General features: G+C 70.8%; 16 protein-coding genes and 2 pseudogenes. 12 read left to right on the plus strand and 6 right to left on the minus strand.

Annotated features, from left to right (window positions below):
- The first annotated feature begins 191 nt into the window (after positions 1–191).
- The 4 genes and pseudogenes from mfd to ACWC2T_RS32585 all read left to right on the plus strand — a co-directional run bounded on the left by mfd (position 192) and on the right by ACWC2T_RS32585 (position 6,466).
- Positions 192–3,755, plus strand: coding sequence for a transcription-repair coupling factor (mfd, locus tag ACWC2T_RS32570; protein WP_450673933.1), 3,564 nt, complete (start codon positions 192–194; stop codon positions 3,753–3,755).
- Between the two features lie 197 nt (positions 3,756–3,952).
- A pseudogene (locus tag ACWC2T_RS32575) lies at positions 3,953–4,189 on the plus strand (hypothetical protein); the annotation flags it as partial.
- Positions 4,190–4,271: 82 nt separating this feature from the next.
- Positions 4,272–5,042, plus strand: coding sequence for an HNH endonuclease family protein (locus tag ACWC2T_RS32580; RefSeq protein ID WP_450673934.1), 771 nt, complete (start codon positions 4,272–4,274; stop codon positions 5,040–5,042).
- Positions 5,043–5,113: 71 nt separating this feature from the next.
- On the plus strand, positions 5,114–6,466 hold the full coding sequence (locus tag ACWC2T_RS32585; protein ID WP_450673935.1) for a hypothetical protein: 1,353 nt from the start codon (positions 5,114–5,116) through the stop codon (positions 6,464–6,466).
- A gap of 70 nt (positions 6,467–6,536) precedes the next feature.
- On the opposite strand, the gene ACWC2T_RS32590 is transcribed toward ACWC2T_RS32585, so the two are convergent.
- The 3 genes from ACWC2T_RS32590 to ACWC2T_RS32600 are packed head-to-tail and all read right to left on the minus strand — an operon-like array spanning position 6,537 to position 10,464.
- Entirely contained in the window at positions 6,537–7,136 is a 600-nt protein-coding gene (locus ACWC2T_RS32590) for a DUF6262 family protein (protein ID WP_450673936.1), read from the minus strand.
- The gene (locus tag ACWC2T_RS32595; protein ID WP_450673937.1) at positions 7,133–9,337 is read right to left on the minus strand and encodes a tyrosine-type recombinase/integrase; all 2,205 of its coding nucleotides are present in this window, start codon (positions 9,335–9,337) and stop codon (positions 7,133–7,135) included. Before ACWC2T_RS32595 ends, ACWC2T_RS32590 begins: the two co-directional genes overlap by 4 nt.
- Complete coding sequence (locus ACWC2T_RS32600; RefSeq protein ID WP_450673938.1) at positions 9,334–10,464, minus strand: tyrosine-type recombinase/integrase; 1,131 nt, start codon at positions 10,462–10,464, stop codon at positions 9,334–9,336. The genes ACWC2T_RS32595 and ACWC2T_RS32600 overlap by 4 nt, the downstream gene beginning before the upstream one ends.
- A gap of 122 nt (positions 10,465–10,586) precedes the next feature.
- Here ACWC2T_RS32600 and ACWC2T_RS32605 point away from each other — a divergent pair.
- Together ACWC2T_RS32605 and ACWC2T_RS32610 are read left to right on the plus strand one after the other, a co-directional pair.
- Positions 10,587–11,072: pseudogene (locus ACWC2T_RS32605) on the plus strand (HNH endonuclease family protein); the annotation flags it as partial.
- Positions 11,073–11,151: 79 nt separating this feature from the next.
- The gene (locus ACWC2T_RS32610; RefSeq protein WP_450673939.1) at positions 11,152–11,895 is read left to right on the plus strand and encodes an N-acetyltransferase; all 744 of its coding nucleotides are present in this window, start codon (positions 11,152–11,154) and stop codon (positions 11,893–11,895) included.
- An 8-nt stretch (positions 11,896–11,903) separates the two neighbouring features.
- On the opposite strand, the gene ACWC2T_RS32615 is transcribed toward ACWC2T_RS32610, so the two are convergent.
- Positions 11,904–12,347 carry a hypothetical protein gene (locus ACWC2T_RS32615; protein WP_450673940.1) on the minus strand — a complete coding sequence of 148 codons (444 nt, stop codon included), beginning with the start codon at positions 12,345–12,347 and terminating at the stop codon, positions 11,904–11,906.
- Between the two features lie 238 nt (positions 12,348–12,585).
- Between ACWC2T_RS32615 and ACWC2T_RS32620 the strand changes: the two genes are divergently transcribed.
- A complete protein-coding gene (locus tag ACWC2T_RS32620) occupies positions 12,586–13,533 on the plus strand; it encodes a hypothetical protein (RefSeq protein WP_450673941.1) in 948 nt (315 codons plus the stop codon).
- A 42-nt stretch (positions 13,534–13,575) separates the two neighbouring features.
- Positions 13,576–15,306 carry an insulinase family protein gene (locus ACWC2T_RS32625; protein ID WP_450673942.1) on the plus strand — a complete coding sequence of 577 codons (1,731 nt, stop codon included), beginning with the start codon at positions 13,576–13,578 and terminating at the stop codon, positions 15,304–15,306.
- A gap of 80 nt (positions 15,307–15,386) precedes the next feature.
- Here ACWC2T_RS32625 and ACWC2T_RS32630 read toward each other — a convergent pair whose 3' ends face one another.
- Positions 15,387–15,755, minus strand: coding sequence for a hypothetical protein (locus ACWC2T_RS32630; protein ID WP_450673943.1), 369 nt, complete (start codon positions 15,753–15,755; stop codon positions 15,387–15,389).
- Positions 15,756–16,094: 339 nt separating this feature from the next.
- On the opposite strand from ACWC2T_RS32630, the gene ACWC2T_RS32635 reads away from it, so the two are divergent.
- The 4 genes from ACWC2T_RS32635 to ACWC2T_RS32650 all read left to right on the plus strand — a co-directional run bounded on the left by ACWC2T_RS32635 (position 16,095) and on the right by ACWC2T_RS32650 (position 20,392).
- On the plus strand, positions 16,095–16,922 hold the full coding sequence (locus ACWC2T_RS32635; protein WP_450673944.1) for a glycoside hydrolase domain-containing protein: 828 nt from the start codon (positions 16,095–16,097) through the stop codon (positions 16,920–16,922).
- A 160-nt stretch (positions 16,923–17,082) separates the two neighbouring features.
- Entirely contained in the window at positions 17,083–17,736 is a 654-nt protein-coding gene (locus ACWC2T_RS32640; RefSeq protein ID WP_450673993.1) for a SurA N-terminal domain-containing protein, read from the plus strand.
- 125 nt (positions 17,737–17,861) lie between these two features.
- The gene (locus ACWC2T_RS32645) at positions 17,862–18,929 is read left to right on the plus strand and encodes a nucleoside triphosphate pyrophosphohydrolase (RefSeq protein ID WP_450673945.1); all 1,068 of its coding nucleotides are present in this window, start codon (positions 17,862–17,864) and stop codon (positions 18,927–18,929) included.
- Positions 18,930–19,060: 131 nt separating this feature from the next.
- The gene (locus tag ACWC2T_RS32650) at positions 19,061–20,392 is read left to right on the plus strand and encodes a cytochrome P450 family protein (RefSeq protein ID WP_450673946.1); all 1,332 of its coding nucleotides are present in this window, start codon (positions 19,061–19,063) and stop codon (positions 20,390–20,392) included.
- On the opposite strand, the gene ACWC2T_RS32655 is transcribed toward ACWC2T_RS32650, so the two are convergent.
- A complete protein-coding gene (locus ACWC2T_RS32655) occupies positions 20,386–21,069 on the minus strand; it encodes a DUF899 family protein (protein WP_450673947.1) in 684 nt (227 codons plus the stop codon). The two genes, ACWC2T_RS32650 and ACWC2T_RS32655, sit on opposite strands and share 7 nt — an antisense overlap.
- Between the last annotated feature and the right edge of the window lie 291 nt (positions 21,070–21,360).

The following is a 21,360-nucleotide window of genomic DNA, read 5'->3' on the forward strand; positions in this document are numbered from 1 at the left end:
GGCGGGTGGGCATAGGCCGGGGGTCCAGGGGGCGGAGCCCCCTGGAAGGCCGACTGCAGCACCGGGCACAAGGAAGCGGAGTTGTCCACAGCCTCCGACGCCACCCTCGACGGAGTCGTAGGCTGGACACCCCCGGCTGCTCACCGCACCGGGTTGCTTGCGTTGCCCACCTCCGGACGGAAACTGCCCCCATGAGCCTGCACGGTCTGCTCGACGCCGTCGTCAAGGACCCCGCCCTCGCGGAAGCGATCAAGGCGGCCGCGGACGGCAACCGCATGCACATCGACCTCGTCGGCCCCCCGGCCGCCCGCCCCCTCGCCCTCGCCGCCCTCGCCCGCGAGTCGGGCCGCCCGGTGCTCGCGGTCACGGCGACGGGCCGCGAGGCCGAGGACCTGGCGGCGGCCCTGCGCTCCCTGCTGCCCGCCGAGGGCGTCGTGGAGTACCCCTCCTGGGAGACCCTCCCGCACGAGCGGCTCAGCCCCCGCAGCGACACCGTCGGCCGCCGCCTCGCCGTCCTGCGGCGCCTGGCCCACCCCAGCCCCGACGACCCCGGGACCGGCCCCGTCTCCGTCGTCGTCGCGCCCGTGCGCTCCGTGCTGCAGCCGCAGGTCAAAGGCCTCGGCGACCTGGAGCCGGTGTCCCTGAGGACCGGCCAGACCGCCGACCTGAACGCCGTGGTGGAAGCCCTCGCGGCCGCCGCCTACGCGCGCGTGGAGCTCGTCGAGAAGCGCGGCGAGTTCGCCGTGCGCGGCGGCATCCTGGACGTGTTCCCGCCCACCGAGGAACACCCGCTGCGCGTGGAGTTCTGGGGCGACGACGTCGAGGAGATCCGCTACTTCAAGGTCGCCGACCAGCGCTCCCTCGAGGTCGCCGAGCACGGCCTGTGGGCCCCGCCGTGCCGCGAGCTGCTGCTCACCGACGACGTCCGCGCACGCGCGCGTGCCCTCGCCGAGGAGCACCCGGAGCTGGGCGAACTGCTGAACAAGATCGCCGAGGGCATCGCGGTCGAGGGCATGGAGTCCCTGGCCCCCGTCCTGGTGGACGACATGGAACTGCTCCTCGACGTCCTGCCCAAGGGCGCGATGGCCGTCGTCTGCGACCCGGAGCGGGTCCGCACGCGTGCCGCCGACCTGGTGGCCACCTCCCAGGAGTTCCTGCAGGCCTCCTGGGCGGCCACCGCCGGCGGCGGCGAGGCCCCGATCGACGTCGGCGCCGCCTCCCTGTGGTCCATCGCCGACGTCCGCGACCGCGCCCGCGAGCTGGACATGATGTGGTGGTCGGTGTCGCCGTTCGCCGCCGATCTCGAACTCGACGCCGACACCCTCAAGCTCGGCATGCACGCGCCCGAGACCTACCGCGGCGACACCGCGCGGGCCCTCGCCGACACCAAGGGCTGGCTTGCCGACGGATGGCGCGTGGTCTTCGTCACCGAGGGCCACGGCACGGCCGCCCGCACGGTGGAGGTGCTCGGCAACGAGGGCATCGCCGCCCGCCTGACCGTGTCCGATGCCCAGACGGGCGACCTCGGCGAGCTCAGCCCGTCCGTCGTCCACGTCTCCTGCGGCTCGATCGAGTACGGCTTCGTGGACCCGGCCCTGGGGCTCGCCGTGCTCACCGAGACCGACCTGTCCGGCCAGCGCGCGACCGGCCGCGAGGGCGCCCGGATGCCGGCCCGCCGCCGCAAGACCATCGACCCGCTCACCCTGGAGTCGGGCGACTACATCGTCCACGAACAGCACGGCGTCGGCCGCTACATCGAGATGGTGCAGCGCACCGTGCAGGGCGCCACCCGCGAGTACCTGGTGGTCGAGTACGCGCCCGCCAAGCGCGGCCAGCCCGGCGACCGCCTCTACATCCCGACCGACCAGCTGGAGCAGATCACCAAGTACGTCGGCGGCGAGGCACCCACCCTGCACCGGCTCGGCGGCGCCGACTGGACGAAGACCAAGGCGCGCGCGAAGAAGGCCGTCAAGGAGATCGCCGCCGACCTGATCAAGCTCTACAGCGCGCGCATGGCCGCCCCCGGCCACACCTTCGGCGCCGACACGCCCTGGCAGCGCGAACTGGAGGACGCCTTCCCCTACGCCGAGACCCCGGACCAGCTCACCACCATCGCCGAGGTCAAGGAGGACATGGAGAAGTCCGTCCCCATGGACCGCCTGATCTGCGGCGACGTCGGCTACGGCAAGACCGAGATCGCGGTGCGGGCCGCCTTCAAGGCCGTACAGGACGGCAAGCAGGTCGCCGTCCTCGTGCCGACGACGCTGCTGGTGCAGCAGCACTTCGGGACGTTCTCCGAGCGGTACGCGCAGTTCCCGGTGAACGTGAAGGCGCTGTCCAGGTTCCAGACCGACACCGAGGCCAAGGCGGTCCTGGAGGGCCTGCGCGAGGGCGCGGTGGACGTCGTGATCGGCACCCACCGCCTGTTCTCCTCCGAGACGAAGTTCAAGGACCTCGGCCTGGTCATCGTCGACGAGGAGCAGCGCTTCGGCGTCGAGCACAAGGAGCAGCTGAAGAAGCTCCGCGCCAACGTCGACGTGCTGACCATGTCCGCGACCCCGATCCCGCGCACCCTGGAGATGGCGGTCACCGGCATCCGTGAGATGTCCACGATCACCACGCCCCCGGAGGAGCGCCACCCGGTGCTCACCTTCGTCGGGCCGTACGAGGAGAAGCAGATCGGCGCCGCCATCCGCCGCGAACTGCTGCGCGAGGGCCAGGTCTTCTACATCCACAACCGCGTCGAGTCCATCGACCGCGCGGCGGCGAGACTGCGCGAGATCGTCCCCGAGGCACGCATCGCCACCGCCCACGGCCAGATGTCGGAGTCGGCGCTGGAGCAGGTCGTCGTCGACTTCTGGGAGAAGAAGTTCGACGTCCTCGTCTCGACCACGATCGTCGAGTCCGGCATCGACATCTCCAACGCCAACACCCTCATCGTGGAGCGCGGCGACACCTTCGGCCTGTCCCAGCTGCACCAGCTGCGCGGCCGGGTCGGCCGGGGCCGCGAACGCGGGTACGCCTACTTCCTCTACCCGCCGGAGAAGCCGCTCACGGAGACCGCGCACGAGCGGCTGGCCACCATCGCCCAGCACACCGAGATGGGCGCGGGCATGTACGTGGCGATGAAGGACCTGGAGATCCGCGGCGCCGGAAACCTGCTCGGCGGCGAGCAGTCCGGGCACATCGCGGGCGTCGGCTTCGACCTGTACGTCCGCATGGTCGGCGAGGCCGTCGCCGACTACCGGCGCCAGCTGGAGACAGGGGAGCCTTCGGCGGGAGGTGTGGAGGAGCCGCCCCTCGAGGTCAAGATCGAGCTGCCCGTCGACGCGCACGTCCCGCACGACTACGCCCCCGGCGAGCGCCTGCGCCTGCAGGCGTACCGGTCCATCGCCTCCGCCAACTCGGAGGAGGACATCAAGGCCGTCCGCGAGGAACTCACCGACCGCTACGGCAAGCTGCCCGAGCCGGTGGAGAACCTGCTGCTGGTGGCCGGGCTGCGGATGCTCGCGCGCGCGTGCGGCGTCGGCGAGATCGTCCTCCAGGGCACCAACATCCGCTTCGCGCCGGTGGAGTTGCGCGAGTCGCAGGAACTGCGGGTCAAGCGCCTCTACCCGGGCACGGTCATCAAACCGGCCCTCCACCAGGTGCTGGTCCCGCGCCCGAAGACCGCGAAGGTCGGCGGCAAGCCACTGGTCGGGCGTGAACTGCTGGGCTGGGTCGGCGAGTTCCTCGCCTCGATTCTCGGGTCGTAGGAACGTCTGTCGGGGGGCGCCGCGCTCCCTCGACGGGCTCCTCATGCTCCAACTCGCCTGAGGATTGCCCCCAAACGCCCCTTCGGTCCTCGTCTGCAGTCGCTCGCTGGGCAGTTAACGTAAGGGAAGGAACGATTCCGCCTGTGGCCGGGGACGCCGGGCGCGGGCCAGGGTCCGCGAGCGAGGGGGACGTACCCGTGACACGTCTGAGGGGCGGGGCGATCGCCGCCATGGTGGTGCTGGCCGCCGTGACCGGCTGCAGCAAGGACAAGACCAAGGGGACCTCCGGACCCGAACCGTCCGGAGGCGGGGGCACGCTCATGGCCGCCGTCGACTCCCTGACCGTCAAGGGCCGGGCACCGAAGACCGGTTACTCCCGGGCCCGGTTCGGCACCGCCTGGGCGGACACCGACTCCAACTCCTGCGACACCCGCGTTATCTCTATGGTTCGCGCTGTGGTGGGCCTGTTCTCGCAGCGTATGCAGGGTGTGGTCGGCTGTGCGTAGTGAGAGGTACATGAGCCACAGGCCGCTGTGTACGAACGGGAAGAGGGTCGTCCTTACGGTCACCGTTGCCGTCGCGCTCGTCGCAGGCTGTGATGGCCTGGAGCCGGGCGGAAGCTCTGCGGGATCCGGACCGGACGCCGCTGCCGGGCGGGCGGCGAGCCCGCTGACGAATCCGGACGGAACGAAGCCGGGGCTCGGCGCGCTCACGTCGGAGGCGGACAAGGCGAACGCGCGCAAGCTCGTCGAAGAACTTACAGTCAAGGGGCGTGGGCCGAAGACGGGCTACGAACGGGACAAGTTCGGCTATGCGTGGATGGACACGGCGGATGGGGTGCCGCTGGCGAGGAACGGTTGTGACACGCGGAACGACTTGCTGAAACTCCATGGACAGGACGTCGAGTTCCGTAGGGGTTCCGACTGCGTGGTCGTGTCGTTGGACCTGTACGACCCGTACACCGGCAAGGACATCGCCTGGAAGAAGGCCAAGGCCACCGAGGTACAGATCGACCACGTGGTGCCGTTGTCGTACGCCTGGCAGATGGGTGCCTCGCGTTGGAGCAAGGGAAAGCGGGAGCAACTGGCCAACGACGTGCTGAACCTTCTGCCGGTCTCGGGCTCCACGAACTCCGCCAAGCGGGACTCGGGCCCGGCGTCCTGGCTGCCGCCGAACAAGTCGATCCGCTGCTCGTACGCTGTGCGGTTCGCGCAGGTGGCGCTCAAGTACGACCTAGCCGTGACGGCGGCGGACAGGGCAACGATGTTGAAGCAGTGCCAGGGCTGACAGCACCCCATGACCGTCCTGGCCACCGGCTGCAGGGCCCATGTCGGACGCGGTGGCTAAGGTGCGCTGTCATGGACGCTGCCGATCTCGACCGTCAGGCCCGGACATTGTCCGGCTGCATTCCTCCATTCCTGGTCTCCCGGCTTCTTGAGCTCGGCCACAGCGAGGAGGTGGAGGTCCGGTCCCGTGACGGGGAATGGTTCTGCGCGCGGGCCTGGGCGCAGCTGCTCAGTGACCAGGGCCGGCAAGCCGAGGCGCTGGAGGCGCTTTCTCCGTACGTTGCCACTGGCTGGTGGCCGGCAGCCCGGGCCCAGGCGGAGCTGCTGGAGAGCTGGGGGCGGGCAGAGGAAGCGATCGCGCTGGCCCTGCCGTACGCGAGCACGGGAGGGCTCCCGTTGGAGTATTCCGCGCGCCTGCTGGCGCGGCACGGGCGTACGGACGAGGCGGTTACCCGGCTGAGCGCCGGAATCGAGGACCGGCTTCTTGCCACCGCTCTGGTCGACATCGCCGAGGGAGCAGGCCGGGATGAAGACATCGCCGCGCTGCTGGCTGCCCGTATCCTGGACCAGCACCGGTGTGACAGTCCATGGTGCTGCCGCGGTCTTGACCCCGACGACGCAATCGGGCTGCTTGCCACGATCCGCGAACGCCAGGGCCGCGTCGACGAAGCGATCGCCCTGCTGCGCACCCGGCACATCACCTCGGTCAACAACCGGGATCAGCTGGCCGACCTGCTGGCGAGACACGATCGGATCGAGGAACTGCGCGCGTACGCGGTGACTGATCGCCTCGGTCACGCTGCGCAGCGTCTGGCTGAGGCACTGGAGGAGCGCGGTGACGTGGAAGGCGCGATCGCCGTGTACCGGCAGTCGGGCAACTCGCACGACTGCGGGGGCCACGGCACGGTGCGACTGGCGGAGCTCCTGGCACGGCATGGCCGAGGGGGCGAAGCCGTCGATGTGATGCGCGTTCTGGCCGAGGCCCATAACGGGGACGACTGGGTCCTGCATACGTGGTCCAACCTGTGCCTCGAACAGGGCCGCCCCGAGGACGGCCTGGCGCACCTCGACGCCCTCGCCGCCGCCCGCGAGGGCGAGGAGGACTGGGACCTGTACTGGATACGGCTGCCGCTGATCGCCGCCCGCGATGGCGTCGACGAAGCGATCGCGCGCGCCCGCTCCCACCCCGAGGGCGCCACCTCGTACGCGGCGCCGCACATCGCTGAGCTGCTCGCCGGCGCCGGACGCATCGAGGAGGCTGTTGCCGTTCTCGAACAGCACGCCCCCGCGAACAGCAACGACCTTGCCGGCCACCTCATCGACCTGGGGCGCGTCAACGACGCCGTCGTACTCCTTCAGCAGCGCGATTCCGAGCCGGTCTCACCTGTCTGGACCGGCTCGTTCTTCAACGATCCCCCATTCTGATTCCGCCTCTCACGGCTGTCCGGCAGACGACACTTGAGCCGGACAGCCGCGGGTGGCAGTAGAACGCGAGCTACGGGGACGGAACGGACCGCATGGCACGGCGGAGGCCGGCTCGTGCGGCGGTGAGGTCGTCCTCCGTCTCACGCAGTTGGCCCTCCAGGGCGGCGATCTGATCTCTGGCCTCTGACAACGCTTGCTCCAGCGCGGTATTCCGCTGCTCGATCTGCTGTACCCGCTCGATCAGCTCGTGCTGGTTCACGCCCTCCAATTCGGCGCCGAGTGACAGCCTGACCCGGTTACGGAGCCGATCGCGCTCCTTCTTGAGGTCCTTGATCTCTTCGCGGGCCAGTGCAAGGTCCGTCCGCAACCCGGCCGGGGACACCTGAGGCGCCTCCGGAGTGTGGGAGTTCTGGCGACCCCGCGTTCGCTGGGCGGTGATGCCGTCCTGAACGGCCTGGTGCACCTGAGGCTGGTTGTAGACGAACCACGTGGATACCGAGGCTTCCCGGGCTACTTGAGCGACGGTGATCCGTCGTCCCGAGCGGAGAAGGCCGTCCACGGCGTCGAGCGCGCGCCTCGTCTTGTCTTCGCTGTCCTTGGAGCGGCTGACGCGCAGCCGCTCGATCCGGGCGTTCCGGTCGTTGCCGCCGGAAGCAGCAGGGATTTTCATTTGGAGCTCCGTGTAGTCAGCGTCTGCAGAGGGATGAAGGCCGCTGCCGAACGTGCCTTGCGCAGCTCGCGTGAGGCGGATTCGACGGCGGCACGCTCCTCGGCGGGCAGAGCGTCAAGTTTCCGCCGCATCTCGTCGGCCGACTTCGAGTAGGCGCGGATCTGGTCATCGAGATTGCGCACGACCCAGTCGGCGGCCTCCATCGCGAGGGCGGCTTCCTTGTCGGCTCGCAGGTCCGCGATCTGCTGTTCCAGGGCGGGGAGGTAGGAGGGGTCGGGGCGGTAGAAGTCGCATCCGGCGCACTGGAAGCGGATGCGGCAGTGCCCGCCGCCGGCCTTGACGTTGCTCGGCTCGGTGCAGCCGCCGTAGGGAACCCCGACGCTTTCCACCTCGTAGGCGAGGGGATCGCCGAATCCGCGGGCTGCTCCGTGCCGGTCGACGGCGAGTGCCGCGACCGTTCGCACGGCCTCTTGCTTTCGGCTGAGGGAGACTTTGTAGTACCCCATGGTCACGTCCAGTGAACGGTGGTCCATGAGTTCCCGCAGGATGTCGGGGCGAGTGCCCGCGTCCGCATGGCGCTGGGCGTAAGCGTGGCGGAAGCCGTACGGGACGACCTGGGTGCGGTCGTAGGCGAGAGGGGCGCCGTCCTCATCGAGCTGGTCGTCCACAAGGTCTGGGATCAGTTCGTCGACCCAGTTCCGGAAGATCCGGTTGCAGAAGTGCGAAGTGTTCAGATGCCCGCGGCGCGGACGGTTGCGCTGTCCCGGCGAGGGAAACAGCCACTGGGCGCAGGCCGGTACGGCCGGTAGCGCATCGAGCTCTTTCTGCCAGGTTTCGATCAGTTGGGCGGTGCTCTCCGAGATGGGCAGCCGACGGCCGTGGCGTCGCCGCTTGTGGTTGTCGTAGATCAGCGTCGGTTTGCCGTCGACCCGCTCCAGGCAGTCGCGGTGCAGGCTGGTGACCTCGCCCGGACGGCGGCCGGTGTCCCGGAGGACCGCGTAGACCACCTGGTACATCCGTGCGAAGTCGGCGGCCGTCCAGCCGCCGCTCGCGTACCCCGTCGAGGTGCCCAGTAGACCGAGGTGCACGTCGAGCTGGGCGATGATGTGTTCGGGGATCGCACGGCCGAGATCGTCTTCGGTCACTTCCACGGCGGCGATGCTGTGGAAGCGGGGGTTGAGCGCGAACCCGCCGGGCACGTGGTCCATCATCCCGGCCTGACGGGCGTAGTCCAGGAACGTGCGCCAGTGGCGGAGCAGGGCTCTGCGGTGGCTGGTGGAGTAGTCGTGACCGTCCTCGGGACGCTTGGTGATCCGGAACAGGTCCACTACGGCATTCATGTCGGCCATGGCGAGGAGCCCCGGCTCATCCCCGTGGGGGCGGCCTGCCAGCGCGGAGGACGCGATGGTCGCCGCGTAGACGGTCTGCCGTAGGTCCATGACGTTGGGGCGTGCCGTGCGGCCGTACTCCTTGACCAGTTCCCGCAGCCAACGCTGCCGTACCGGACGGAAGTCGATGTCGCCGTGGACAGCGGCGTACTTGCGACCGCGCCCTGCCGTCAGCCCGATGAGAGCGCACTCCCATACGTCGCCCGAGGTCGGATCGGTGCCCTCGAACTCGACGCGTGCGCGTCGGACGTGCAGGAGAACACCGTTCAGGACGCCGGAGGCCGCAGCCGGAAGCCCGGAGGAGAAGGAGGCGTCCAGGTCGAGGAGCGAGCCGAGTCCGGCGGGGAGGCCGGCCACAATGCGGCGTACCCGCTGGGGGACCAGGCTGATTCCGGCGTCGTCGCGCTGCTGGAGCCCGTACAAGAGCTCCTGGCGGACCGCGGGGCTCACACCCGCGAGCGAGAACTGGGAGATGCCCGGCATGGCCCCGTTCGCGGAGGTGTTGGGCCGGCGGCGGGACGGGTCCGGGATGTGCGTGGCGTCGAAGTCCGCGGGATTGCCCAGAAGGTAGCGGGCTTTACGGCAGGCGTCGCAGCGGGATCCGTTACTCGCTACATGGGTGCAACAGGCGCCTACGGAGCATACGAACACGCTGGTCGTAGGGTTGCCGGGATCGGCGGTGAAGAGCGCCTGAACGGGGTCCCACTCACCCGTGCGCCAGCCCGACGGCAGGCGTGCCGCGAGCCACGACGGCCACTCCGGGGCACCGGGGACGGCAGGAAGGGCAGGGGAGCGGAGGAGCGCAATGGTCATCGCAGCAGCTCCGACGCGAGACTTTCGACGGCCTCAACGGCCGCGCGGAGATCCTCGTCCTGGGCGTGCACGTAGACGGCCGTGCTCGCCGAGGAGGCGTGCCCCAGCAGGGCCTGTACGACGTCCGGGGTGACCCCGTTACGGATCCAGCGAGTGGCGGCTGTGTGCCGCATCATGTGCGGTCGGGCGGTGAATCCGCAGCGCTTCCCGATACGTTCGATCACCTGCTTGGTGTTGGAGTAGGAGAGCGGGCGCCCCGCGTGGACGCCGACGAGATTGAGGAAGACATAGTCACAGTCGGTGGATCCGACTACCTGTTCACGCTCGGCGAGATGATCGCGATATCGGTGCACCACTTCCGGCGTGAGCGGAACCATGCGAGGGCGCCCGGCCTTGGCCCGCGCCCCGTTCACGTTGTCCTGACGGGGCCTGACGTGCAGGTGCGCGCCACCGGTTCGGCAGCCCAGGTGTGTGGAGTCCGGGAGCAGATGCATGTCCTCACGCCGCAGTCCGAGGGCTTCGCCGATGCGGAGGCCTGCTTCCACCAGGACCGTCAGGAGCAGCCGGTCACGCGCGGTGCGAGCGGCGCCGATGACCTGCTCCGTCTGGACGCCGGTGAGCGTCTGCGGTGCGCACTCGATCTCCGGCGCCTTCAGGACGCGGGCTTTGACCATCAGGTGCTGGCCGCCCTCGCCGGGATCGAAGCCGGCCGGGGCGTGGGCCAGGAAGCGGGGCTCGCTGAGACGCTCGGCGACTTCGTGAGCCACATGTCCCTGCACCGCGCAGAAGCGGAGGAACTCACACACCGCAGTGAGCGTGGCGTTGACCGTCTTGCCGGACGGAGGGCGCCCGTACTGGGTCGGTGTCCGCTCGACGTGGAACTTGAACAGACTCATGTCCCCGAGCCGGACGGTCCTCCAGTCGGTACCCCGCTCTGCGCACCAATTGAGGAAGCGGCCGATTCTGGGGATGTACGCGCGCTGTGTCTGCGGTGACCGCCCGGCCCCGCGCAGGTACAGGGAGAACTCACGGGCTTCGGGGTGAGGCGCGTACGTCTCTTCGTCGACCAGGAGCCAGGTGGTCTCGCCGGTGGTGGGCGAGATGGCCTTCTCTGTGCATAACGTCATGGATCTGCTTCCTGTCTCCGAAGTCGCTCATGTGCCTCACGGCATGACCGATAACGGTGAGGGACGGGAGTGGGTTACGGCTGTGCCTCATGTGCATCGCATCGATGAAGGAGCTGCAGATAACCCGCGACGACATACTCAAACGCGACCTGAAGGCCGTGAGGTTCACCGGCGGCACCTGCAAGGTCACGTACGGCCTGCTCGAGCCTGACCCCTACTCCGGCAAGGACATCACCTACCGGCGCGGCAGCAGCCAGGTCGACATCGACCACGTCGTCCCCCTCTCCGACGCCTGGCAGAAGGGCGCCGAGTACTGGGACGCGAGCAAGCGCATAGCGCTGGCCAACGACCCCCTCAACCTCATCGCCGTCGACGCGAGCACCAACCGCGGCAAGGGCGACGGCGACGCGGCCACCTGGCTCCCGCCCAACACCGGGTACCGCTGCACCTACGTGGCCGCCCAGGTCGCCGTCAAGAAGAAGTACGGCCTGTGGGTCACCGCCGCCGAGAAGGCCGCCATGAAGAAGGTCCTCGCCGGCTGCCCGGACCAGAAACTGCTTACGGGCGGCAACCCCACCAAGGCGCCGGAGCGCTTCAGCGCCCGCTGAGCCGCGGCCGGCCCGGGGGCGCACGCAACCGGCGAAAACCGTTGTCCGGGCCGGGTGCGCGCCGCCTACCGTGAGCGTCATGGACGTCAAGGTGAGCAGCATCGCCGAGCGGCCCGACCGGCTGCCGGCGTTGTTCGAGATGGCCGACACATGGCCCGAGTTCGTGACCAACGACCCCGTGGGCATCGCCCATTACGGCCGTATCCCCACCGAACTGCCGCAGTACGCGCTGTTCGCCGAGGACGAGCGCGGCGAGATCGTCGCGCACGCCTTCAGTGTGCCCTTCGCCCTCGACGTCGACGGCCGGCGCACCCTGCCCGCGCGCGGCTGGGACCAGATCCTGCTGTGGGCCTTCGCCGACCTGCGCCAGGGCACCCGCCCCGACACGGTGAGCGCCGTCTCGGTCACCGTCGCCCCGCACGCCCAGGGCCACGGCCCGTCCACCGTCATGCTCTCGGCGATGCGGGCGGGCGCCCGCGCGCTCGGCTTCCGCGAGGTCGTCGCCCCCGTACGCCCCAGCGCCAAGCACCGCGAACCGCACACCCCCATCACCGAGTACGCCCACCGGGTCCGCCCCGACGGCCTGCCCGAGGACCCGTGGCTGCGCGTCCACGCGCGTGCCGGGGCCACCATCGACTCCGTCGCGCCGGCCTCGATGACCGTGGGCGCCTCGCTGGAGGAGTGGCGCCGCTGGACCGGGCTGCCCTTCGACACCCCCGCGGACGTCGAGGTGCCCGGCGCCCTGGTCCCGGTCCGCTGCGAACCGGAACGCGGATACGCCGTCTACGTCGAGCCCAACGTGTGGATGCGGCACTCGTTGTAGGTGCCCGGTCAGGCCGTCACCGGCAACCCCGCCACCAGTCGCGGCCCGTCCCCCCGGTGTTGCACCGGAAAGGTGACCTTCAGGCCCTTCTCCTGGCCCGCCACCGTCAGGTGGGTGACGTACTGCAAACCCAGGAACGCCTTCTTCGAGCCGCCCGCCGAGACGTACGGGCGGGGCAGGTTCAGCACGAGCTGGCCCGGTTTTCCACCGCGGTTGCCGTCGAAGAAGAGGACGCGCTGGTCGGTCAGGACGATGTACAGCGGGCGCGGCCGGACCGTGGCGATGACCGTGCCCGCCGAGAGCACGCCGACGACCGCCGCGGTGACGGCCTGCCTGCGCACCGAGACCGAGCCGACGCCGGCCAGGCTGGCGAGTTCCACCCGCTCGCCCTGGAGCAGCAACGGGGCGACCGCCTCCTGGAGTTGGCGGTTGCGGCGGGCGTTCAGGGCCATGGGGACTCCGGAGACTGAGCGGGCCGTACGGCCGTAGGGGGGCGTAGGGCCGTCGTAGGCGATTTCCGGACACCTTAAGCGGTGTGCCGGTCAGGATGTGCGGACGGTAGGGAGGGGTGGTGAACGGGAGTTGGCCGCCAGGTATGCCAACGGTCAAGCCGCGGTCGTGTCTGTGCCCGGTGACGTGTGGGTTCGCCCGACGGCCGCGTTGTCACAGGCCTCGCTTAATATCCGCGGCATGTCGCTTCCGTCTCCCCTGCCGCCCCCGGACTTCGAGTTGGCCTCCGCCTTCCCAGAGGCCGGTTGGTTGCGACAGGCCGCCGCCGCGTCGGACTGGGCGGCCGTGCGCCAGTACGTCGACGGGCTCCCGTACGGCACCGACCGGGCGTTCGTCGTCCGGGTGCTGGCCAAGGCGCCCGGCGTCGAGCACCCGTTGCGGGCGCAGGTCGCCGCCGCCCCCTACGACGTGTTCGCCCTGACCGTGCTCGGCGCCCGCCTGGTCGACATCGGCTGGGAGATCAGGACCGGGGCGCGCGCCAAGGACGTGAGCCGGGAACAGTTCGCCCGGTTCCACGCGCACCTGCGGGAGGCGGAGCAACTGCTCATCCGCGCCACCGCCCTCGACCCGTCCTACGACGCCGCCTGGGCCGAGCGCCTCAACACCGCCCGGGGGCTGCAGCTGGGCAGGAACGAGGCACGGCGACGGTACGACCGGCTGGCCAGACACCACCCCAGCCATTTCACCGGACAGGCCCGCCTGCTCCAGCAGCTGTGCCCCAAGTGGGGCGGAAGCTGGGAGGAGGCGCACGGATTCGCCCGCGAGTGCATGCTCGGCGCCCCGGACGGCGCCCTGAACGCCGGACTCGTGGCCGAAGCGCACATCGAGCACTGGCTGGACCTGAAGTCCGAGGCCCGCACCGAGTATCTGCGCCGGCCGAACGTCCATGCCGAACTCACCGAGGCGGCCGCCCGGTCCGTGCTCCACCCGCAGTTTCGCCGCCCCTACGGATGGGTCATGGTGCAAGGAGCCTTCGCGGCACTGTTCTCCCTGATGGGGGACCTCGCGAGCGCCGCCGTGCACTTCCGGGCGCTGGGCGGTCTGGCGTCGCAGTACCCGTGGAACTACCTCGGCAAGCCCGCCGAGGCCTACGTCCGGCACCGTGACGCCGCCCTCGCCCGAGGCTGACCGCCCCGATACCGATGGGACATCGATGAACAGAGACCGAAGATGAACCCCCAGGCCGCCGTCCACCACACCGAGGTCGACGGCATACCCACCCTCTTCGCGTACGCCGCGGGGCCGATGCGGGCCGGACTCGTCTTCCGCGTCGGCGTCGCCGACGAGACGCTCGCCGGGGCCGGCGTCACGCACCTGGTGGAGCATCTCGCGCTGCACCGCCAGGGACTGGCCGAGTACCACTTCAACGGCGCGACCAAGGCCGCGTTCACACATTTCCACGTGGAGGGCGTCGAACACGAGATCGCCGCCTATCTCACCGGTGTGTGCGACTCCCTCGCCGGCCTGCCGATGGAACGGCTGGAGACCGAGAAGGAGATCCTGCGCACCGAGGAGTCCCGGCGCGAGGCGGGCCGGCTCCCGATGTGGCGCTACGGCGCACAGGGGTACGGCCTGGTCGGCTGCCCGGAATGGGGCGTGCGCAACCTGCGCCCGGACGACGTACGGCAGTGGGCGCAGACGTGGTTCACCCACGACAACGCCGTCCTCTGGATCGCCGGCGAGCGACTGCCCCACGGCCTGTCGCTGAAGCTGCCCGCGGGGCAGCGCCGCGCCATGCCGGCGGTGACCTCCGCCCTGCCGGTCACCCCCGCCTACTTCTCCGACGGCAAGGGCGGAGTCCTGCTGGACGCCGTCGTCACCGACACGACCGCCGCCCGGCTGTACGCGGGCGTCCTGGACCGCGAACTGTCCCGCGCCCTGCGCCAGGAGGGCGGCTACTCCTACACGGCGACGGCCGACTACCGGGCGCGCCGGGACGGCTTCGCGACCGTGACCGCGTTCGCCGACGCGCTGGAGGACCGTCAGGACGCGGTGCTCGGCGGTTTCGTCGACGTCCTCGCCGCGCTCCAGGCGGGCCGCATCGAGCAGGCCGACCTGGACGCGGTGCGCGGCCGCACCGACTCGGGTCTGACCGCGCCCGAGGCGGCCGCCCGGCGGCTGCCGGGCCTCGCGGAGGACCTGCTCGCCGGACGGCCGCCGCGCGGCCTCGACGAGCTGCGCGCCGAGCTGTGGGCGGTGACGCCGCAGCAGGTGTACGCGGTGGCCGTGGAGGCCGCGGGAACGGCCCTGATGCAGGTGCCCTCGGGACACACCGCCGACTGGGCGGGCTACACCGAGGCCCCGACGAGTTCCGCGTACGCCGTCACCGGACGGCGCTTCGAGCCGGCGCGCGGCGGTGGCGCCGCCCTGGTCGTGGGCGACGAGGGCGTCAGCCTGACGTGCACGGAGCGGGACGGCACCCAGCGGGCGGCGACCGTGCTCTACCGGGCCTGCGCGGCCGTGCTGAACTGGCCCGACGGCGGGCGCCGGCTCATCGGCACCGACGGCATCTGCGTCGACCTGGAGCCGGGGCTGTACGGCGTGGACGCGCACACCCTGGCGGTCGTCGACGCGGCGGTGCCGCCGACGGCCGTGGTGCGGCTGCCCCCTCGGCAGAACCGGCCCGGGCCCGAAACAGCGGCAGCGGCATCTGCCGGGAACGGCGGGGCGTCCCCGCGTCCCGCACCCGTCCGCCGCACCGCCGGGCAGACGGCGGCGCTGGTCGTCCTGGGTCTGCTCACCGTCGTCTGTGCCTTCGTCGCCCTCGCGGTCACCGCGTTCGGCGACGATCCGCAGACCGGTGTCGGCGTGTGGATCGCGCTCTCGGCCTTCTTCTGGGGCGTGACGGGCCTCCTCGCCTGGCCCGCGGTACGCATCGTGCGCCGTACCAGGAGGACGTGAGAACCAGGGCGACGTGAGAACCAGGGCGACGTGAGACCGGCCGGGCCGCCGGCCTCGCCGGTCGGTGACGGCCGCCTTCGTCAACGCCCGTAGGGGTGGTACCCGTACGGCTGTCCGGGCGGTGCCGGATGGATCTGCTGACCCGGCACCGGCCTCGGCGTGCGCTTGTCGAACACGGCGAACAGCAGCATGGCCGTGGCGATCAGCCAGGTCAGCAGCGCGGCCGCGCCGAGGACCGGGTCCCCGCTCCCGCTGCCGCGGACGGCCGCCCACGGCAGGGTCACCACCTCGTAGAGCGTGAACGCCGCGAACGCGCCCCAGTCCGAGGGCCGGCGGCGGCGAATCGCCACGTACAGGAACGGAACCCAGGCCAGCAGGCCGAAGGAGATCCAGACCAAGGCGGACCAGGCGATGCGCTGGATCCAGCCGGCTTCGAGTCGTCTTTCCATCCCACCCCTCCACGTTCTCCGTGACAGAGATCCGTGACAGAGAGGCGGAGAACGTGGAGGAAGCGTAAAGGAGCACGGCGTCCCGGCGGCGGGCGGCGGGAAAGGCACCGAAGATGCGAACACCGGTCAAAGGTTCCGCCCCACGCCGAACCTTTGCCGTGCCTTGAGTGGATCTTGTGAATTCCGAGGGCCGGGTTTTTCCGGGCCTGGTGACGGCGTCGGTTACGGTGCGATCCGCTCCGGGCGTCGTGCGCGCGTCAAGCGCCCGCCCGAGTGCACAGCGTCTCTCGACGACCGCGCCTGTCGCGCGCATGCGTCGTCATCACGAATGGGGTGGGGATGTCCAGCCATCGGCTGTCCAAGAAGCGTCGTTACATCGCCTGGGCGACGGCGGGTGCCGCCGTGCTCGCCGGTGCCGGGATCGCGGCGCAGACCTCCATGGCGGCCACGTCCTGGCCGGCGCAGAAGACCTTCACGGGCCACGCGTTCGACACGTGTGCCGCGCCCTCCCTGAGCGCGATGAAGGCCTGGCACACCGGCTTCTACGGGGCGGCGGCCGTCTACATCGGCGGCAGGAACCGAGGCTGCAGCCAGCCCAACCTCACCGCCTCCTGGGTGAAGTCGGTCAACTCGGTCGGCTACCAGCTCATCCCGATCTACGTCGGCGCCCAGCCGCCCTGCCAGACCGGCTCCAACCCGGAGAAGCTCACCGCCACCACGGCCGCCTCCCTCGGCACGACCGATGCGGACGACGCGGTGGCCAAGGCGTCCGGGCTCGACATGAAGGCCGGCAGCCCGGTCTACCTCGACATGGAGCCGTACGACACCACCAACACGTCGTGCAACAACGCCGTGCTGACGTATGTGCGGGCCTTCGACAAGGAACTGCGCGCCAAGACCTACCGCACCGGCTTCTACGGTTTCACCAGCTCCAGCGCCAAGGCGATCGCCACCGCCACCGACAAGACGGATCTGCCGGGCAACCTCTGGTACGCGCTGTGGGACAAGCAGTACACCACGACCACGGACTGGCCGTGGGGCTCCACCCAGTTCACGGACCACAGCCGTGGCCACCAGTACCTCGTCAACAGCACGGAAACGCGCAACGGTTACACGATCACCGTGGACCGTGACGCCTGGGACGGGCCCGTCGCCATCGTCGGCTGAGGCCGGTCACCGCGCGGGAGAGGGGCGTTCCCTGGTGCGGCGGTGCCCGAAGTGGCGGTGAATCGTTGGTCGAATGGCTTGGCCGGAGCAGTGCCACTGCCTACCATCGATCACCGCAAGACTTTGTGCACCGTCGCACAATCTCCCCTTGGAGGTTTCCTTGCACCGCCGCCGTCGCACCGCGCTCGTCCTCACCGCCGCGATCGCCGCCGCGGCACCCCTGCTGACCGCCTGCGGAAACGATGCGCACCCGGGCGCCGCGGCCGTCGTCGGAGGGCAGCGGATCACCGTCGCCCAGCTGGAGAGCCGGGTCGACGAGGTCCGCAGGGCACAGCGGGCCGCGGTGCCGGACGAGACCCAGTACCAGCAGGTCCTCGCCTCCACCAGCAGCCTGACCCGGGACACCCTGCACAACATGGTCCTCGACCGGGTGCTGCACCGCGCCGCGCAGGACGCCGGCATCTCGGTCAGCCGCAAGGAGGTCCAGCAGATGCGCGCCGGGCTGGAGCAGCAGGCCGGCGGTGCCAAGGGGCTGCAGACCGCCTGGCTGCAGAAGTACGGCATCGCACCCGCCCACCTCGACGACAACCTCCGGCTCCAGCTGGAGGCGCAGAAGCTGGCCGGGCAACTCGGCACCGACACCTCCCAGCCCGCCTTCTGGAAGGCGCTGTCCAAGGCCTCCCAGGAACTCCACATCGCCCTCAACCCGCGCTACGGCACCTGGGACGTGCAGAAGAGCAGCCGGGTGGACGCGAAGACGCCGTGGGTACGGGAGGTCACGACGGCGTCGGGCGGACAGCCGGTGACGGCGTAGCGGCACGGCAGGGCCGGGCGCCGGAACGGTACGGCAGCATGGCGAGCTGCGGTCATACGATCACACGATCGTCCCTGCCCTGTGGATAACCGAATCCGCTCCCTGCGGCCGTGGGTTACGTTCGGATGGTGAACGCATCCCGCCCCGACCTCGCCTCCGCCGCCGGCCCCGGTCGCATCGTCCTGCTCACCACCAGCCACCGTGTCGCCCCCGGCCTGCTGTCCTGGCCTGCCTGGCAGGCCCTGCGCACCGCAGACGCCGTGCTGTGCGCGGACGGGGCGCATCCGCAGCTGCCGTATCTGAGAGAAGCCGGGATAGCGGTGCAGGCGGCGTCGCCCACCGCGCAGGAGCTCGTCGACGCCTGCGCCGGCGGGCGGACGGTGGTGGTCGTGGCCACCGGTGAGGGGGAGCCCGCGCTCACCGACGGCCTGGCCCGGCTGGCCGGCTCCGGCCGCGTCTCCATGCCCGAGCTGGAACTGCTCCCTGCCTCCTACGACCTGCCCGGCGCCCGCCTGCTGGACCTCGTGCAGGTCATGGACCGCATCCGCGCCGAGTGCCCCTGGTCGTCCCGGCAGACCCACCAGGGCCTCGCCAAGTACGGCATCGAGGAGGCGTACGAGCTGGTGGAGGCCATCGAGGCCGGCGACCGCGAGGAACTGCGCGAGGAGCTGGGCGACGTCCTGCTCCAGGTCGTCTTCCACTCCCGCATCGCCGAGGAGCACCCGGACGCGCCGTTCTCCATCGACGACGTGGCCGGCGGCATCGTGGCCAAGCTCGTCCACCGGCACCCGCATGTCTTCGGCGACGAGAAGGCCGAGACACCGGAGGACGTCAAGGAGCACTGGCTGCGCACCAAGGCCGAGGAGAAGCGGCGCACCTCGGTCACGGAGGGCGTGCCGCTCGGCCAGCCCGGCCTGGCCCTCGCCGCCAAACTCGCCTCCCGCGCGCGTACGGCGGGCCTCGACGTGCCGCTCCCGCAGGGCGAGGACATCGGCTATCGGCTGCTGGCCCTGGCGGCCCGCGCCGAGGCGGAGGGCGTGGACCCCGAGGCGGCTCTGCGCGGGGCGGCCCGTGCCTACCGGGACGCCATCCGGGAGGCGGAGGGAGTCACCCCCGAGCCGATGACCACGGCCCCCGACACCCACCAGGACGCGGAGGCCCACCGCGACCCGGCGGAGGAGGACACGCCTTAGGCGATATGCGGGGCTCCCGGCGACCAGGCCCACCAGGACCCCGAGCAGGAGGACGCGCCGGAGGCAATACGCACGGCCCCCGGTGACCACCGGGACAGGGAGGCCCACCCGGATCCGGATACCGTCGAGGAGTGACCGACCAGCCCCACCCCCAGCCCGCCCCCGACCCCGTCCCCGACTCGGCACCGGACGCCGCCGTCTCCGCTCCCGACCTGTTCACCTGGGAGTTCGCCGCCGATCCCTACCCCGCCTACGCCTGGCTGCGCGAGCACGCGCCGGTGCGCCGGACGCGGTTGCCCAGCGGTGTCGAGGCCTGGCTGGTCACCCGGTACGCCGATGCCCGGCAGGCCCTCGCCGACCAGCGGCTGAGCAAGAACCCGGCGCATCACGACGAGCCCGCGCACGCCAAGGGCAAGACCGGCATCCCCGGCGAGCGCAAGGCCGAGCTGATGACGCATCTGCTGAACATCGACCCGCCGGACCACACCCGGCTGCGGCGGCTCGTCAGCAAGGCGTTCACCCCGCGGCGGGTCGCCGAGTTCGCGCCCCGGGTGCAGGAGCTGACCGACCACCTCATCGACGCCTTCGCGGCGAGGGGCTCCGCCGACCTCATCCACGAGTTCGCCTTCCCGCTGCCCATCTACGCCATCTGCGACCTGCTCGGCGTTCCGCCCGAGGACCAGGACGACTTCCGGGACTGGGCGGGCATGATGATCCGCCACGGGGGAGGGCCGCGGGGCGGGGTCGCCCGGTCGGTCAAGAAGATGCGCGGCTACCTCGCCGAGCTGATCCACAGGAAGCGCGAGGCGCTGCCCGCCGAGCCCGCGCCCGGCGAGGACCTCATCTCCGGCCTCATCCGCGCCTCCGACCACGGTGAGCACCTCACCGAGAACGAGGCCGCCGCGATGGCCTTCATCCTGCTGTTCGCCGGTTTCGAGACCGCCGTGAACCTGATCGGCAACGGCACCTACGCCCTGCTCACCCACCCCGCCCAGCGCGAGCACCTCCAGGACTCCCTGGCCAGGAAGGAAAAGGACCTCCTGGAGACCGCAGTGGAGGAACTCCTGCGCTACGACGGCCCGGTGGAGCTCGCCACCTGGCGGTTCGCCACGGAACCGCTCACCATCGGCGGGCAGGACATCGCGCCGGGGGATCCGGTGCTGGTGGTGCTCGCGGCGGCGGACCGGGACCCGCAGCGGTTCGCCGATCCGGACGTGCTGGACCTCGCCCGCCGCGACAACCAGCACCTCGGATACGGCCACGGCATCCACTACTGCCTCGGCGCGCCGCTCGCCCGGCTGGAGGGCCAGACCGCGCTCGCCACCCTGCTCACCCGCCTGCCCGACCTGCGGCTCGCCGCCGATCCGGCCGACCTGAGGTGGCGGGGCGGGCTCATCATGCGGGGCCTGCGCACCCTGCCGGTGGAGTTCACCCCGGTCCCGGCGGGCACCGGCGGTCAGTAGTCCAGGCCCGCGAACCAGTCGCCGCGGCCGCCCGGCGTCAGGTCGAGAAGGTGCCAGACGGGGTTGAGCAGGTCGATGCCGCGCTGGTCGATGTCCTCGGCCATGCGCGGGTGGGCGGAGTAGAAGTGGCGGACCGTGCCGTCCGGGTCCCGGGTGAAGACGGAGACGGTGGAGTCCTGCACCCCGTCCTCGTCCTCGCTGCCCAGGTCGTACTTGAAGGTGCTGTCCCCGGCACTCAGCAGCCGCAGCCGGGTCCAGCCGCGGCCTCGGGCGTGCCGGCGCAGGACGGGCGGGTCGGCGGCCGCGAGGACGACGAGGTCGGCGTTCTGGGCGACGTGGTGGGCGACGCCGTTGAAGCCGTCGATCCACAGGGTGCACATCGGACACGGGTCGGTCTGCCGCTTGCCGTACATGAAGTGGTAGACGATCAACGGCCGGCCGGGGCCGGAGAACAGCTCGCTCAGCCTGACCTCGCGGACGGGCGTGTCGCCCGCGTCGAGGTCGGCGGGGCCTTCGAGGAAGACGTAGTCGTCGACGGCGGCGCCCTGCGGAAGCGCCCTGCGCAGGGCCGCGACCTGCTCGCGGTGGCGCATGAGTTCGATCTCGGCGTTGCGGAGCTCCTCGCGTGCGGCGAGGTACTCCGCGGACTCGCCGGGCAGCCGGGTGTGCCGCGCCATCGTGTCCTCCTGGACGTCAAGCCCCCCGGGGTCATGTCGGGTCCATGGTTGCGGCCGCGCCGCGCGCCGGGCGTGAGGCACCGCCGTTCCCGTCGGGTGACAAAGCGGGCAGGAGGGGAGGATCGGGTGCCGGGCAGGGGGAGATGACAAACCTTCAACTCCGTGATCTTCACGTGATCTGCGCGGCATTAACTTGTGACAAGTGATCGTCTGCCGATACGTTCACCCATCAGCGTGGCGAGGAGTACCAGTTCGCCTCGCCGGCCCTGCTGTCGCACGAAAGGCTTCCGC

The organism is Streptomyces sp. NPDC001393, assembly GCF_053597455.1.

Coding starts and splice junctions, on each gene's coding strand:
- mfd (WP_450673933.1), top strand. CDS start 192: ATGAGCCTGCACGGTCTGCTCGACGCCGTCGTCAAGGACCCCGCCCTC.
- ACWC2T_RS32580 (WP_450673934.1), top strand. CDS start 4,272: ATGAGCCACAGGCCGCTGTGTACGAACGGGAAGAGGGTCGTCCTTACG.
- ACWC2T_RS32585 (WP_450673935.1), top strand. CDS start 5,114: ATGGACGCTGCCGATCTCGACCGTCAGGCCCGGACATTGTCCGGCTGC.
- ACWC2T_RS32590 (WP_450673936.1), bottom strand. CDS start 7,136: ATGAAAATCCCTGCTGCTTCCGGCGGCAACGACCGGAACGCCCGGATC.
- ACWC2T_RS32595 (WP_450673937.1), bottom strand. CDS start 9,337: ATGACCATTGCGCTCCTCCGCTCCCCTGCCCTTCCTGCCGTCCCCGGT.
- ACWC2T_RS32600 (WP_450673938.1), bottom strand. CDS start 10,464: ATGACGTTATGCACAGAGAAGGCCATCTCGCCCACCACCGGCGAGACC.
- ACWC2T_RS32610 (WP_450673939.1), top strand. CDS start 11,152: ATGGACGTCAAGGTGAGCAGCATCGCCGAGCGGCCCGACCGGCTGCCG.
- ACWC2T_RS32615 (WP_450673940.1), bottom strand. CDS start 12,347: ATGGCCCTGAACGCCCGCCGCAACCGCCAACTCCAGGAGGCGGTCGCC.
- ACWC2T_RS32620 (WP_450673941.1), top strand. CDS start 12,586: ATGTCGCTTCCGTCTCCCCTGCCGCCCCCGGACTTCGAGTTGGCCTCC.
- ACWC2T_RS32625 (WP_450673942.1), top strand. CDS start 13,576: ATGAACCCCCAGGCCGCCGTCCACCACACCGAGGTCGACGGCATACCC.
- ACWC2T_RS32630 (WP_450673943.1), bottom strand. CDS start 15,755: ATGGAAAGACGACTCGAAGCCGGCTGGATCCAGCGCATCGCCTGGTCC.
- ACWC2T_RS32635 (WP_450673944.1), top strand. CDS start 16,095: ATGTCCAGCCATCGGCTGTCCAAGAAGCGTCGTTACATCGCCTGGGCG.
- ACWC2T_RS32645 (WP_450673945.1), top strand. CDS start 17,862: ATGGTGAACGCATCCCGCCCCGACCTCGCCTCCGCCGCCGGCCCCGGT.
- ACWC2T_RS32655 (WP_450673947.1), bottom strand. CDS start 21,069: ATGGCGCGGCACACCCGGCTGCCCGGCGAGTCCGCGGAGTACCTCGCC.